12 protein-coding genes are annotated in these 14,070 nt (G+C 43.9%); 5 read left to right on the forward strand and 7 right to left on the reverse strand.

Going from position 1 to position 14,070, the window contains the following annotated elements:
* Positions 1-36: 36 nt before the first annotated feature.
* A complete protein-coding gene (locus AACM02_RS03795) occupies positions 37-1,209 on the reverse strand; it encodes a Xaa-Pro peptidase family protein (RefSeq protein WP_339116112.1) in 1,173 nt (390 codons plus the stop codon).
* A 175-nt stretch (positions 1,210-1,384) separates the two neighbouring features.
* Here AACM02_RS03795 and AACM02_RS03800 point away from each other — a divergent pair, with 175 nt between their 5' ends.
* Positions 1,385-2,734, forward strand: a complete 1,350-nt coding sequence (locus tag AACM02_RS03800) for a sigma 54-interacting transcriptional regulator (protein ID WP_214062442.1) — start codon at positions 1,385-1,387, stop codon at positions 2,732-2,734.
* Positions 2,735-2,750: 16 nt separating this feature from the next.
* Here the strand turns inward: AACM02_RS03800 and AACM02_RS03805 are convergent, their stop codons facing one another.
* Positions 2,751-5,273 carry an ATP-binding protein gene (locus AACM02_RS03805; protein ID WP_339116113.1) on the reverse strand — a complete coding sequence of 841 codons (2,523 nt, stop codon included), beginning with the start codon at positions 5,271-5,273 and terminating at the stop codon, positions 2,751-2,753.
* Positions 5,274-5,517: 244 nt separating this feature from the next.
* Between AACM02_RS03805 and AACM02_RS03810 the strand changes: the two genes are divergently transcribed.
* Positions 5,518-5,895 (forward strand): hypothetical protein, encoded by a 378-nt coding sequence (locus AACM02_RS03810; protein ID WP_214062439.1) that lies wholly within the window; start codon positions 5,518-5,520, stop codon positions 5,893-5,895.
* A 69-nt stretch (positions 5,896-5,964) separates the two neighbouring features.
* On the opposite strand, the gene AACM02_RS03815 is transcribed toward AACM02_RS03810, so the two are convergent.
* From AACM02_RS03815 to AACM02_RS03835, 5 genes are read right to left on the reverse strand one after another with little or no spacing between them, the layout of a single operon-like run.
* The gene (locus AACM02_RS03815; protein WP_214062438.1) at positions 5,965-6,720 is read right to left on the reverse strand and encodes a shikimate dehydrogenase; all 756 of its coding nucleotides are present in this window, start codon (positions 6,718-6,720) and stop codon (positions 5,965-5,967) included.
* Between the two features lie 3 nt (positions 6,721-6,723).
* Positions 6,724-7,461, reverse strand: coding sequence for a bifunctional demethylmenaquinone methyltransferase/2-methoxy-6-polyprenyl-1,4-benzoquinol methylase UbiE (gene ubiE / locus AACM02_RS03820; protein ID WP_339116114.1), 738 nt, complete (start codon positions 7,459-7,461; stop codon positions 6,724-6,726).
* A 12-nt stretch (positions 7,462-7,473) separates the two neighbouring features.
* Positions 7,474-8,418 carry a phosphoribosylaminoimidazolesuccinocarboxamide synthase gene (locus AACM02_RS03825; protein ID WP_332457174.1) on the reverse strand — a complete coding sequence of 315 codons (945 nt, stop codon included), beginning with the start codon at positions 8,416-8,418 and terminating at the stop codon, positions 7,474-7,476.
* A gap of 28 nt (positions 8,419-8,446) precedes the next feature.
* Complete coding sequence (locus AACM02_RS03830; RefSeq protein ID WP_214062435.1) at positions 8,447-9,412, reverse strand: PhoH family protein; 966 nt, start codon at positions 9,410-9,412, stop codon at positions 8,447-8,449.
* Positions 9,409-11,337: an amidophosphoribosyltransferase gene (locus AACM02_RS03835; RefSeq protein WP_332457173.1), complete on the reverse strand. Its 1,929-nt coding sequence runs from the start codon at positions 11,335-11,337 to the stop codon at positions 9,409-9,411. The genes AACM02_RS03830 and AACM02_RS03835 overlap by 4 nt, the downstream gene beginning before the upstream one ends.
* Positions 11,338-11,489: 152 nt before the next feature.
* Here AACM02_RS03835 and dgt point away from each other — a divergent pair, with 152 nt between their 5' ends.
* The 3 genes from dgt to AACM02_RS03850 all read left to right on the forward strand — a co-directional run bounded on the left by dgt (position 11,490) and on the right by AACM02_RS03850 (position 14,064).
* Positions 11,490-12,818 (forward strand): dGTP triphosphohydrolase, encoded by a 1,329-nt coding sequence (dgt, locus tag AACM02_RS03840; protein WP_332457172.1) that lies wholly within the window; start codon positions 11,490-11,492, stop codon positions 12,816-12,818.
* Between the two features lie 358 nt (positions 12,819-13,176).
* Entirely contained in the window at positions 13,177-13,479 is a 303-nt protein-coding gene (locus AACM02_RS03845; RefSeq protein ID WP_339116115.1) for a hypothetical protein, read from the forward strand.
* A gap of 12 nt (positions 13,480-13,491) precedes the next feature.
* Entirely contained in the window at positions 13,492-14,064 is a 573-nt protein-coding gene (locus AACM02_RS03850) for a GYF domain-containing protein (protein ID WP_214062431.1), read from the forward strand.
* Positions 14,065-14,070 lie beyond the last annotated feature (6 nt).

Raw genomic sequence — 14,070 nt, forward strand, 5'->3', positions numbered from 1 at the left:
GACCAGTCAATCACCGGAAGAATGATCAACCGGAATTCATGATAACTCCACTAATTCTTCCTCGCAACCGGTAATTTTCTCCAACCTGTCATTGCGAACGATATAGGTATTTTCTATTCCCACAGCGCCGATTCCCGGAAGTACAAATTTGGGTTCTACGGCAATTGTCATACCTGCTTCCAGGATTTCCTTCGAGCGGGGTGCAAGAACGGGCGGTTCATTAATCTCCAACCCTACTCCGTGCCCTACAAATTTGGCCTGTTGTGCTGTTCCCATGAAATAACCGGAAAGGCCGCTTTCCCTTACCATCATTTCTGCCAGAGAATAAATATTGGCACAAGGTGTTCCCGATTGGCTTGTTGCGGAAATGGCATTGCAAATATTGATGGAAACCTGATGAGCTTTGTGGGCAATATCGGGTACAGTACCAATAGCGAATGTCCGGGTCATATCACTCATCCACGGGCGGTAATTGCCCGCCATATCTACCATCAACGTAGTTCCGGGAATAAGTTTCGTACCGTTGGCTCCAATTGGCAACAAGGGGGATAATCCCTGGCCGCCAAGTGCGAAATCAAACGGGGAAGCGGATTGAGCATTGTCACCGGTAAGAATGCTGCCCATAAAGATATCCATGTTCTCTCCGAAAGTTCTAAAAATACCTGACGAACCGGCTAAACGCATTTCTCTTTCCAGCTCGATCTGAAATTCGATATCCGTCATCCCTTTGCTATAAATATGCGGGATTTGTTTGTAAACCAAAGCATGAATATCGGCGCACTCGCGCATCTGTTTGATCTCAAACTCCGATTTAACACTTCGGATACGGCGCATTTCTCCCGAAACATTTATCAGTTTGGGCATTTCAAGGGCTGTCTGAATCCGTGAAACGGTGGAAAACGACAATACATCGTTTTCCACCATCAGCCTCCTGGGCAACGGAATTTTTCTCTGGTGCAGAAGATCGGGAAGCTGTTCGGGCTTTCGGATGTAGGTAATATTGTCACCTTTGATGCCGCTGGGGCGTTTTACGAACAAAACCGGATCCCCTTCGGGTTGGACAAAAACGAAACCGTCAAAAATAAAACCAAGCAGGTAAAATTGGTTTACTGTCGTGGAAATCAGGCATGCCTCAGCTTGTAATTCCCGGATAGTTTGTTGGAGCCGGGATAGTCTTTGACTGGATTCTTTCTTATTTATAGGATTCATGAAACAACTCTTTTTTTGATTTTCAAATATAGTCAATTCTCGTGTGAACGGAAACCCTCTTTCCCAAAAAAACTTAATCTTATTCTGTCAAATGTTAGGTTTCATAAATGCATTTGCTGACGTAGAACAAATGAAAAATAAAAAACCTATCTTTACGGTGTCAATTATTGCTCAAGTGAACGGAAAAATATTAATAGTCGAAGACGACATCTCTTTTGGAACGATGCTTCAAAAGTGGTTTGAGAAGAATGGATTCTCCGCAAAATGGTGTACGGGAATGTTGTCGGCTCAGGAATTGCTTGCCGATTCAACATACGACATTGTCTTATCGGATTTGCGCTTGCCTGACGGTGACGGGATAATGCTTCTTTCCTGGATGCACGAAAGCGATCCGTCGGTGCCGGTTATAATAATGACCGGATATGGTGAAATACAGACGGCTGTTTCAGCTATAAAACTGGGGGCTTTTGACTTCCTGGAAAAACCCATCAATCCGTCTGTTCTCGCAGAGAAAATAGAGGCTGCTTTCAAGGACAGGAAGGAAACGGAGAACATTCTAAGGAAGCATTCGCAGGAAAAAAAGAAGAAAGAGAAGCGAGGAGGTACGGTAGAAGGATGCAGTCCGCTGTCCTCCCGTATGTACTCTTTTATAAATACCGTTGCTCCCACTTCAATGGCCGTGATGATTATTGGCGAAAGCGGTACGGGAAAGGAACATGCGGCAAGAATGATTCACGAACGGAGCCAGCGTGCCCATGGCCCGTTTATCGCAGTAGATTGTGGAAGCTTATCCATTGAACTGGCGCCAAGTGAGCTGTTCGGACACAAAAAAGGTTCTTTTACCTCCGCCATTGAAGATAAAGTAGGCTTTTTTGCAGAAGCAAATGGCGGTACGTTATTTCTGGATGAAGTGGGAAACTTGCCGTACGGCGTCCAGATGCAGCTCCTCAGGACCTTGCAGGAAAAAAAGATCAGGCCGGTGGGAGCGACTACCGATTTGGAGGTAGATGTGCGAATTGTTACGGCTACCAATGAAAATCTCGAGAAAGCGATTGCCCATGGCCGTTTTAGAGAGGATCTGTTTCATCGACTCAATGAGTTCATGATTGAGGTTCCGCCACTGAGGAGTTGCAAAGACGATATTCCGTTGTATGCCGAACATTTTGTTGACGAAGCAAATGCCGAACTGGATAAAAAAGTGAGGTTCATCTCGGCTAAGGTCTTTTCCCGGTTGGAAACCTATTCTTGGCCAGGCAACCTAAGGGAACTGCGAAATGTAATTCGCCGTGCGGTACTTTTTTCACCCGGTGATACGATTACGTTGGAGAGTCTACCGTTTTTATCGGAAAAGAGTGTTGAAGAGAATAAAGAGGCAGATGTATCCTTGAACGTCTCGCCCGAAGAAGAAAAAGAAAAGATAGTACGTGCTCTGGAAAAAACCAAAGGAAACAAATCCCGGGCAGCAATTCTATTGCGTATAGACCGAAAAACTCTGTACAACAAGATTCGCAAGTACGGCTTATAGCGGAAAATGACGATTGTCAGAATAAATATTCCTTTTTAATAGCATCGGCAAACGCTCTTATTTGACGAATGCTTAACGACAAATCTTCTTTCCAGGAAGAATAGGTAGTTTCTTCCTCTCCCCTGAGTGAGTCCATTTTTATCAAAACCTCACACAAATGAGGGGCATCAATCTGACTGATAAAAGGATGGATCTTGTGGCACAATTGTTGAGCTCCCTGAAAGTCGGATGCTTCAATCAACCCGGTCAGATGTTCGGTATCCTTATAGACGGTTGTAACGAAGGTTGATAGGATTTTTTTGATGGTTTCGGTGTCATCTCCGAATAAAGAAGCCAGTTGCGGAAATTTTTCACCAAGCGAGGGAGGATGGTTCGTAATGACCTGTGTTTCTCCGGAGAGAACATCAATAAACTTGCCCATCCGGATGGGCTTTGTTATAAATCCGCTGAATCCTTCCGAAACGGCCTTTTCGGTGTTGTAATCATCGTAGGCACTCATCAGCCAGACGGGAATGCAGGAATTAATTCTACGGATTTTGAGCAAAATCTCATTTCCGGTGATGTCAGGCATCTGCATGTCTGTGAATACAATGTCAAACAGGGATATGTGATTTATAAAGCCGTCCACGTCACGGGTGTTGTTGCAGATTTTTACCTTAAATCCCTGTTTCGAGAGAAATTCCCTTATCAGATTCCCTAAGGTTATATCGTCTTCAAAAACAAGCACTTTCCTGTAAACGTTGTTGCGGTTCTGATGGCTGTTTTTACTTTCGTCCGGTATTTTTTCTGCAGGGAACAGGGGCAATGTTATCATAACGCGGGTACCTTCGTCCTTTTTCGACTGGACGTTTATTTCACCTTTCAGCGAATGGATAAGCCCTTGTGTTACGTACATTCCAAAGCCGTTCCCCTCGGCTTTTAGCGGATTTCTCACACGGGAAAATGGTTTGAATATCTCCCGGATATCGCTTTCATGCATGCCGATTCCGGTGTCACTGATGGAAAAAATCAGGCTGTTTTCGTAACTTAACCGGACATCGATTCTTCCCTTAACGGTGTATTTTACCGCATTGGAGATAACGTTTATCAATATCTGCCTGAGAACCGTGTGGTCTGTTTCAACATAGAAAGGCGATTCAACCCGGTTTTCAAACTCGATATCCAGTTCTTTCCCTTCGGTCAGCGGCCTGAACATCTGTATAATTTCGTCCACCAGCTCTGTTAAATTGAACCGGCTGTTGTGTAGTTCTCCCGCATTTCGTTCCAACCGGGAGAATTCGAGTAAATTGATGAGCATGCTCAGGATGTGTTTTCCGGAGTTTTGGGCCGATAGCAATTGTTTTTTCATGCTTTCCGGAATTTTTTCTCCCTGCCACATTTCCATATATCCCATCATGGAGCTGAGTGGAGTCTTAATGTCGTGTGAAACGGAGAGAAGTAACTTGTGGCGGCTTTCCATCAACGATTCGGTAAGCTGTTTCTCCCTGGCCAGATCGAGGCGGGCCTTCTGCCCTTTTTTCAGGTCGTCAACGATGAGAAAAATGATAATAAGGATCAATACCAACGACAGGGCACCTACAACAACCGCAAACGTGAAGATTTTGCGTGTGAGCAGTTCACTGCTCTGGATCCCTTCCCGTGTGACGCGTGTTGTCTCGTTGTAAAATTTAGTCAACAGCTGGGATATTTGCAAGGAAATATTTTGTTCGGCTAGAATAAGTTCCCGTACCTGTTTTTCGATGCCCGACAGTTGAGATGAATAGGTTTTTGTGGCAGCTTGAGACATGTTTTTCAAATCGGTGTATACTCCGGTATCGATCCTGGACGTGAGCCGGGTCTCCTGTTCCACCCGAGCAATGCTTACGATGGTATCGGGAGCACGGTTCGGGTTGACTAAATTTTTAAAACGGGTCCAAAATCCTTTTTTATCCTTTACAACGATGGTGGTGTCCTGGTTTGTCGTAACCACCACAGAATCCTGAATGAACTGATCGTACGTCTCAATTTTTTTATCGAGTTCACTTATAGGACTTCGGGAACGGAACTGAACGATAAGCTGATTAACGATTTTGTTTTTTTCGTGTAACAGCGAATCGATGCTTTCCAGGTAGACATCTTGATTTCTTTGTGATGCCAGTTTTTTTAATTCGGTTATCTGGAGAGAAACTGTTGTCGAGATAGAATCGTATTTTAACTGAATCTTTCGGTGCGGATTTATTAAATAGGCGTTCAATGACTCCTGGGCTTCCTGAACAGAAAGTACCAGCTGGTTGCTTTGCGCTAAAACATTGTAAGCACCGGAAATTTCTTCTTTTTGAGTGTCTACATACTTTTTCAGGTTGAAGGAGTAGACAAAAATCCCTGTGACATAAAGAATGATAATGAGAAACAGTAAACTTATTTTCACTCCTATCCGATGCTCTAAAGAATTATCCGATCCCATTTGCATTATCTGTTTTTCGCTCAAAAATACACAATATTTTTTGTTTCGTTGTGCCGTTTCCTGAATCTTGTGTTCATTTCTTCCCCTTATTGTCATGCACCTCTGGATTTTATGTGGAATTTCATCCATGAAATGTGGTGATTTTCTACACTTCTACACCCGGTCCACAGTTTTTAAGGTACGGTGCTTTGTCCTATTTTCAATATAATTCGCTGTTTCTTAAATGGATATGCTTCCGCTGCATACTTGTGAAGTTTTTTTGTACGGTATTTGATTATCTTTTTTTGTACGTTTAATTAAACAGAAAAAACTTAATTGAGAATTTCTAAAATTAATCATTATGAAAAAAGTTATTTTATCCATCGCTCTTGCTGCATCAGGTATTTTTACATCAACCTCAGTTCAGGCAGCAAACACAGTAAATACAACAAACGAAAAACCCATCATAGAAGTTACCCTTGACGATGACGGTTTTGTAGATGTTAAATTCGAAGAATTGAACGAAAAGGTACAGGCGGCCATCAATGCATTAAAAGAGACTTACGATATTGACGTGATCAAGTACAATGCGGAAAAACAAATCACGAAAGTGAAAGTAACCAACAAGGAAGATCAGTCCCAAAAGAAAATTTATTTCGATAATGAAGGAGTAGAAACCACCTGGGAAGAGCCCGTTAAAGACATTGAACAAGAAACAAAGACCGAAGAAGTTTTATAAAGAGCAGTCTGTCAGACACTACACTATCACTCAATCCTCGCCGCTTTGGAATCAAATCGGTGAGGATTTTTATTGTTTACTCCAGATTTCCCAGGCTGCCAGCGCTTGTAATTCCAGCATTTCTGCCCCGTTTTTAATCGTAGCGCCTTGTGTCTTTCCTTTTTTCAAAAATAACGTTTCCGACGGGTTGTAAATCAAATCGTAGAGCAGATGCTCGTGTGTGAGAAACCGGTAAGGGATATCGGGACATTCCTCATCCTTGGGAAAAGTGCCAATGGGAGAGCAATTTACAACAATCTTGTGTTCGAGTAAGACTGCTTCGTCTATTTCGTTGTAGGTAAACCGTTCGTCTGAGCCTGTCCGGGAGACATACTTCCAGGGGATGTTCATCTCTTCGAATACCTGGCGAACGGCTTTCGAGGCCCCCCCCGTTCCCAGTATCAATGCTTTTTTATGAAGCCCGGGACGAATGAGCGGCTCGATTGATTTTTTAAATCCCACATAATCGGTATTGTATCCGGTGAGGTGATAAAAATACATGTTCCCGGGTTCACGTTCGATTTTTATCGTGTTTACGGCGCCGATACGTTGAGCCTCGGGGGTTATCTCGTTTAGAAACGGGATAACCTGTTCTTTGTAGGGAATGGTTACGTTCAGCCCGCGCAAGTGTTGATTGAAAAGAATGACTTCGCGCAGTTGAAGAATATCTTCAATTTCGAAATTCAGGTATTCAGCCTCCACACCTTCCCGGGCAAACTTTTCGGTAAAAAATTTGGATGAGAAGGAGTGTTTTAGCGGAAAGCCGATTAATCCGTAAGTGTGCATCCTTTATTTTTCTGCCATATATAACGTTGCAATCCCCATTGTAAACCGTCTCAGCCGGATGTTCCGGAACCCATTTTTTTTCAGGATCAGCATCATTTCCCTGCCTTGCGGGAAGGCGGCGATGGATTCGGGTAAATATTCGTAGGCCCGTTGCTCGGTGGCCATTGTGTTCGACAAGACGGGCATCACGTACTTCGTATATAGCGAATAGAGTTCTTTCATGGGTGTTGCTTCGGGGGTGGTCAGTTCTATAAAAAGGAACACTCCTCCGGGTTTGAGCACACGCAGCACTTCTCCGAAACTCTTATCGATGTTTTCAAAATTCCGGATACCGAAAGCAGCAGTGACAGCGTCAAATGATTGATCGGGAAAAAAAAGTGCGGAGGAGTCCTGCCGTTCAAACGTGATGACGCGTTCCAGGCCTTTTCGTTTTACTTTGTCTCTGCCTACAGCCATCATCCCTTCGGAAATGTCAATGCCTATAATGCGTCTGGGTTGAAGGATTTTTTTTGCCAGGATGGCAAAATCACCCGTCCCGGTGGCGATGTCGAGAATATATTCAGGCCGGTACGGTTTTAACGCCTTTATGGATTCCTTGCGCCAGTAATCGTCTATTCCCAGGGAAAGGAGGCCATTAAGCTTATCGTAGTTTGGCGCAATTTCGTTGAACATCGCCTCCACTTGTTCCTTTTTGGAAGTACCCGTTTCGTAAGGATGAACTTTTTCTACGTCGTAGGTCATTTTGTTTTATTTTTATTTTTCGAAAAAAGCCAGGACATTCCGTTCAATTCGTGCCTCCAGATCTCTGGCATCGGCTTTAACGAATTCTTCACCCGTTATTTTTTCGAACAATTCGATGTACCTGTCCGATACGCTGTTGCAGTATGCAGCAGTCATTTCGGGAACTTCTTGTCCTTCCTGGCCTTGAAATCCATTATCCATCAGCCATTTTCTGACGAACTCCTTCGAGAGTTGCTTTTGTTCTTCCCCTTTTTCGAACCGTTCCTTGTAGCCTTCGCTGTAGAAGTAGCGGGAGGAGTCGGGCGTGTGGATCTCGTCGATCAGGTAGATTTTGCCGTTCTTTTTACCGAATTCGTATTTGGTATCTACAAGAATCAGTCCTTTCTCGGCAGCCATCTCGGTCCCGCGCTGAAAAAGGGCGTATGTGTATTTTTCCAGTTGTTCGTAATCTTCCTGGCTGACCAGCCCCTGGGCAATGATTTCTTCACGCGAAATATTTTCGTCATGACCTTCATCAGCTTTGGTTGTGGGCGTGATAAGCGGGGTTTCGAACTTTTGATTTTCTCGCATCCCTTCGGGCAGGGTCAATCCGCACAGCGTACGCACCCCTCTTTTGTATTCGCGCCACGCGCTTCCAGTGATGTATCCGCGGATAACCATTTCTACCTTGAACGGTTCGCATCGTACCCCAACGGTAACCATCGGATCGGGCGATGCCAGCTTCCAGTTGGGGACGATATCGGCGGTGGCATCGAGAAATTTTGATGCAATCTGATTGAGAACCTGTCCCTTATATGGAATTCCTTCAGGCAATATAACGTCGAATGCTGAGATCCGGTCAGTGGCAATCATTACCAGTGTATCTTCGCCGATGCTGTACACATCGCGTACTTTTCCGTGGTAGACGTGAGTCTGCCCGGGAAAATTGTAATTGGTTTTTGTAAGGGCGTTGAACATAATCAGTTGATTTTCGATTTCGGATTTATTATTTATTTTTTTCTTTATCAGGTAAATTGTCCGGCGTTTCTTTCTCGTAGGCCTCTACAATCCGCTGTACGAGTTTGTGGCGGACGATATCTTTTTTATTGAACTCCACGGTGGATATTCCTTTGATACCTTTCAGCAGACTCATTGAATGAATTAGTCCCGATTGTTGAGACGCGGGCAAATCGATTTGCGTAATATCTCCCGTAACAATCATTTTTCCATTCAGCCCCAGCCGGGTAAGGAACATCTTTATCTGCGGTTTGGTCGTATTCTGAGCTTCGTCGAGAATAATGACCGCATCATTCAGCGTGCGTCCACGCATAAAGGCAAGTGGTGCAATCTGAATAATCTTGTTTTCGATGTATTCTTTGAGTTTCAATGGAGGAAGCATATCTTCCAGTGCGTCATAAAGGGGTTGAAGATAGGGATCGATCTTTTCTTTCATATCACCCGGAAGGAAACCCAGCTTTTCACCGGCTTCAACGGCCGGGCGGCTGAGTATTATTTTTCTGACTTGTTTGGTTTTTAACGCTCTTACAGCCAGTGCAATAGCGGTATATGTTTTCCCTGACCCGGCAGGACCGATGGCGAAGACCAGGTCGTTATCGTCGAACACCTCCACCAGTTTTTTTTGGTTTGCCGTACGCGCCAAGATCGGTTTTCCGTTGAGCCCGTGAATGATCAGGTTATCCAGGTTCACAACCGTTGGTGCTTTCCCTTTCACTATATCCAGGATGTCTTCCTCTTTCAGCACGTTCATCTCGATGCTGAATTTCTCCAACTCGTGAACCTTTTCTTCGAAGGTAACCAGTTCCTCCTCATCGCCAATAACTTTGATTACATTGCCGCGGGCCACAATACGAAGTTTTGGAAACAACGTTTTCAGTAACTGGACGTTACTGTTGTTTATCCCAAAAAATACAACCGGGTCTACATTTTCGAGAATTAGGATACGTTCGATCATTTAACGCTGTTTGTAAAGTTCAACGAATATTGATACACTTTGTTCTCCTGTCCTTCTATATAATTGATAAACGCATTATTGACCAATCTGTTTCCGCCCGGAGTAGGATAATTGCCCGAAAAATACCAGTCGCCAGCGTTGTTGGGACACGCTTTGTGCAAGTCGTCGATGGTTTGAAACACAATTTTTACTTCAGCCTTTATGTCCTTGTCGGTAAGCATTTCGGCAATCTTATCCGAAATTTCTTCATCCGAAAAAGGGGCATAAATCTCTTTTACATAATTCACGATTTCTTCTTTTTTCTTCCGGCTCTGAACAACACATTTTTCATATACACTTTCTATAATATACTGCATACCCCGTTCTTCCAATAGTTTGATTGCCGCTTTGAAAGCAATGAATTCGCTCATGCGCGACATGTCGATACCGTAGCAATCGGGATAACGGATTTGCGGAGATGAAGAAACAATAACGATCTTCTTCGGGTCCAGCCTGTCCAGAATCTTGATAATACTTTGTTTCAGTGTCGTTCCGCGCACGATACTATCATCAATAATAACCAACGTGTCCTTTCCGCGCTTCAGTGAACCATACGTGACGTCGTAAACATGGGCTGCCAGGTCATTTCTGGATTTTCCTTGTGCAATGAATGTACGCAACTTTATGTCTTTTATCGCGACTTTTTCCGAGCGTACCCTTTTGGCCAGGATCATTTCGACTTCGCCGGGAGTCAATTGGTCACGTTTCTCGAGTAACTCAACCGCCTTGTTGTGGTTGAAATGTTTTTCCAATCCTTCGAGCATCCCGAAGTATGCTACTTCGGCGGTGTTGGGGATGAACGAGAAAACCGTGTTTTCAAAATCATTGTTTATTGTCTCAACAATTTCGGGAACAAGAAGTTCGCCCAGTTTCTTCCTTTCGCGGTAAATATCATAATCCGAGCCACGTGAAAAATAGATCCGTTCAAACGAACAGGGGGTTATTTTTTCTTTTGGTTCCAGAATCTGTTGGGTTGTGATCGTTCCGTTTCGTTTCACGATAAAGGCTTCACCGGGTTGTAATTCGTGAACATCATCTTTCTTGAGGTTAAACGCCGTTTGGATGACCGGGCGTTCCGATGCTACCACCGCTACTTCATCGTCAAAATAGTAAAAAGCCGAACGAATTCCCCACGGATCACGGAGGGTGAACGTGTCGCCGCAGCCGATAAGGCCACAAAGCGCATATCCGCCGTCCCATAATTTGCTGGCACGCTTCAGAAGAAACGGAATGTCCAGTTTTTCTTCGATACGGTGGCTTACCTGCTGGCCGTTCAGGTCCGATTTTTCTATTTTATCGTATTGGTATTGCACCTCCCTGTCGAGGTAATGCCCGAGCGATTCCAGCATCACAAATGTATCGGCATAATCGCGCGGATGTTGTCCTTCCGAAATCAACTGTTCGAACATTTCGTCCACGTTCGTCATGTTGAAGTTTCCGGCGAGCGCCAGACTGCGCGAAGCCCAGTTGTTTCGGCGCAGCAGCGGGTGAACATACGTCAAGCCGCTTTTTCCGGTGGTGCTGTAACGAAGATGCCCGATAAATAATTCGGAAGCAAACGGAACCGAACGTTTTACGAATTCGATATCCTGGAGTTGCTGTGGAGTAAAATCCTTGAATGCATCGTGTACTTTCCCAAAAATCTCTGAGATAGCACCCGATCCCAGTGCTCTTTCCCTGAAAATAAATTCATTACCGGGAGCGGCCTCCAGTTTTACGGCACCCAGGCCGGCACCTTCCTGCCCACGGTTGTGCTGTTTTTCCATCAGCAAGTAAAGCTTGTCCAGACCGTACTGCCACGTTCCGTATTTTTTGTAATAATAATCGAGGGGTTTTAGTAGGCGGATCATTGCAATACCGCATTCGTGCTTGATGATGTCAGTCATTGATAAACCTTTCTGAAATTAAGGCACAAATTTAAGGGTATTTGGGGAGAAAATGATGATGTTTGGGGTTAATTTTTGTTTTGAGTGGCGTGCAGCTAACGATGTTACTAAAAAACTTTATCTTATCTTTGTAGTAAAAGTATGATTTTAGAATGAATTGGGAACGATTATTGTCTTCGAGGCGATTCGGGATGGAGGAATATCACACCGAAAACAGGCACGACAGGACGGAATATCAACGCGATTATGACCGGTTGATTTTCTCATCACCTTTCAGACGTTTGCAAAACAAAACGCAGGTCTTCCCCCTTCCCGGAAGCGTGTTTGTTCACAACCGGTTAACCCACAGCCTTGAAGTGTCGAGTGTCGGGCGTTCACTGGGAGAGAATATCGGCCGTGGAATTCGCCAGAAATATCCCTCTTCGCCGGCTCACTTTGAAGAGACGGGAGCTATCGTTTCCGCTGCTTGTCTGGCGCATGATCTGGGAAACCCTCCGTTTGGGCACTCGGGTGAAAAAGCCATTTCTACTTTTTTCTCCGAAGGTAAAGGACAGGCGTTACAGCAGCAAGTGGAAGCCGAAGGGGGACGGTGGACCGATTTTACCTGTTTTGAAGGAAACGCCAATGCCGTTCGTTTATTGATGCATCAGTTTAAAGGACGCCGTAAAGGTGGTTTTGCTCTGACATATTCCACCCTGGCATCCATTGTTAAGTATCCCTATTCATCGGAGCTGAGCGGCGGAAAAAACAAGTTTGGTTTTTTTGCTTCGGAGGAAGACGATTACAGGATTATTGCCGATGAACTCGGTATTCCCTGCCTAGGAGAGGATCCGGTTTGTTATACGCGTCATCCGTTGGTCTATCTGGTGGAAGCCGCAGATGATATTTGCTACCAGATCATGGATATTGAAGATGCCCATAAACTGCATTTGATTTCTACCGAAAAAGCCAAAGAGCTTTTTCTCAATTTTTTTGAAGGCGAAAGACGACAACGCAGAATCAATAATTTGAATTTTGTTAGTGATATTAACGAACAGATCGCTTATCTGCGCGCAAGTGTCATCGGATTGTTGGTGAATGAATGTTCGGAAGCATTTTTAAAACACGAAGAAGCTATCTTGTCGGGAGAATTTAAGGGCTCGTTAATAAAAAATATATCCGAAAAAACACAAAGAGCATACAGGAACTGTTCCGATTTTGCCGTAAATAATATTTATTTGTCAAAAGATGTACTGGATATTGAGTTGGCCGGATACAGAATTATCGGATTTTTGCTCGAAAAATTGTCGGAGGCCATACAGAATCCTTCTCATACGTATTCAAAGCTGTTGCTGGGAAGAGTCCCTGAACAATATGAGCCGGATTCGGATGATCTCTATTCTAAAGTACAGTCAATCATTGATTACGTATCCGGAATGACCGACATCTACGCACTCGACTTATACCGGAAAATTACGGGAATGGGGTTGCCGGCAATATAATTAATTAGTGTCAAATTGTAAGCGAAAAATATTTTTTAATTTTTTATTGAAAAAATTTGGAGGCTTTTAATTTATTTTTTATATTTGCAACGTGGTTTTTTCATAATAGTATTAGATTTAAGGTTAACATGTTTGGCAGGATGTCGCGAGATATCCTGCCAAAATCTTTTTTAGGGGGATATTCATAAACTTCCGCAAAATAATTACAAAATATTTTCTACCCTACGCAAACTTTTTTAATTTTGTATCAAGATTTTACGTTATGCGGAATAAATTTCACCTCATTTTTCTAATTGGGTTTTCCTTACTACTTTTACAATGTTCAGGCGACGGAAGATTGCATCGGAAACTGGTGGAAATGGCTGATAACCTCAACAAGTCCGTACCGGCTCAACTCGATGACCATACCATTTTTCTGGGGGCAGATGTAACGGAAGGCAATGTTTTTCAGTACCGGTATCAACTGGTGAATACAGCTGAACCTCAGTCGATGCTCCGGGCTGTGGAAGAGCAAACGAAAAACAATATCCGGGAGGCGTTCAGGTTGAATCCTGACTTGAAAATTTTCACGGAAAACGAAGTTAAAATTGATTATATTTATACCGATTCCGCGGGAAACATACTAAAAATAATACACATTACACCTGAAGATTACAAATAAAACATTACGATTATGAACCGTTACTTTTACATTGACAGCGAAGGAAAACAAAAAGGCACATTTTCACCCGAAGAGTTGAAAAGCGAAAACATCAAAAAAGATACGCTGGTGTGGGCGCCAGGGATGAGCGAATGGGTACGTGCTTCGAACGTTGCCGAATTGGATACCCTTTTTGTTGATAATGCAGGTTATTATCCGCCTCAACCGGCTGCGCAACCCGTGACCCCGCCTGCCCAACCGTTGAGTTACGGAGGCTCTCTGCAACAACAGCCGATGCCTAAATCGTGGCTAATCGAATCTATCTTAGCCACTGTACTTCCGTTTTTACTCTGCAGCAGTATATTCAGTCTTCTCGGAATTATAGGGATTGTGCATGCCTCAAAGGTAGAATCTCTTTATGCCCGCGGTGACTATACTGGCTCGCTGGAAGCTTCCGGTCAGGCCGGAAAATGGACAAAAATTGCCATGTGGATAGGTATTGCCTGGGTAGTTCTGTGGATTGTTGCCATAATTCTCATTATCGCTTTTGGCGTGTCGATGGCCGGCATAAGTGAGGTGTTTAGCGGATCTGGATACGAGATTTAATTTGGA

It is taken from the genome of Petrimonas sp. (assembly GCF_963921705.1).
GTDB classification, from domain to species: domain Bacteria; phylum Bacteroidota; class Bacteroidia; order Bacteroidales; family Dysgonomonadaceae; genus Petrimonas; species Petrimonas sulfuriphila.

Excerpts from the sequence above, each read along its gene's own strand:
- AACM02_RS03805 (WP_339116113.1), bottom strand. The coding sequence starts at position 5,273 with ATGACAATAAGGGGAAGAAATGAACACAAGATTCAGGAAACGGCACAA.
- AACM02_RS03845 (WP_339116115.1), top strand. The coding sequence starts at position 13,177 with ATGGCTGATAACCTCAACAAGTCCGTACCGGCTCAACTCGATGACCAT.
- dgt (WP_332457172.1), top strand. The coding sequence starts at position 11,490 with ATGAATTGGGAACGATTATTGTCTTCGAGGCGATTCGGGATGGAGGAA.
- AACM02_RS03810 (WP_214062439.1), top strand. The coding sequence starts at position 5,518 with ATGAAAAAAGTTATTTTATCCATCGCTCTTGCTGCATCAGGTATTTTT.
- AACM02_RS03830 (WP_214062435.1), bottom strand. The coding sequence starts at position 9,412 with ATGATCGAACGTATCCTAATTCTCGAAAATGTAGACCCGGTTGTATTT.
- AACM02_RS03835 (WP_332457173.1), bottom strand. The coding sequence starts at position 11,337 with ATGACTGACATCATCAAGCACGAATGCGGTATTGCAATGATCCGCCTA.
- AACM02_RS03815 (WP_214062438.1), bottom strand. The coding sequence starts at position 6,720 with ATGCACACTTACGGATTAATCGGCTTTCCGCTAAAACACTCCTTCTCA.
- AACM02_RS03850 (WP_214062431.1), top strand. The coding sequence starts at position 13,492 with ATGAACCGTTACTTTTACATTGACAGCGAAGGAAAACAAAAAGGCACA.
- ubiE (WP_339116114.1), bottom strand. The coding sequence starts at position 7,461 with ATGACCTACGACGTAGAAAAAGTTCATCCTTACGAAACGGGTACTTCC.
- AACM02_RS03825 (WP_332457174.1), bottom strand. The coding sequence starts at position 8,418 with ATGTTCAACGCCCTTACAAAAACCAATTACAATTTTCCCGGGCAGACT.
- AACM02_RS03795 (WP_339116112.1), bottom strand. The coding sequence starts at position 1,209 with ATGAATCCTATAAATAAGAAAGAATCCAGTCAAAGACTATCCCGGCTC.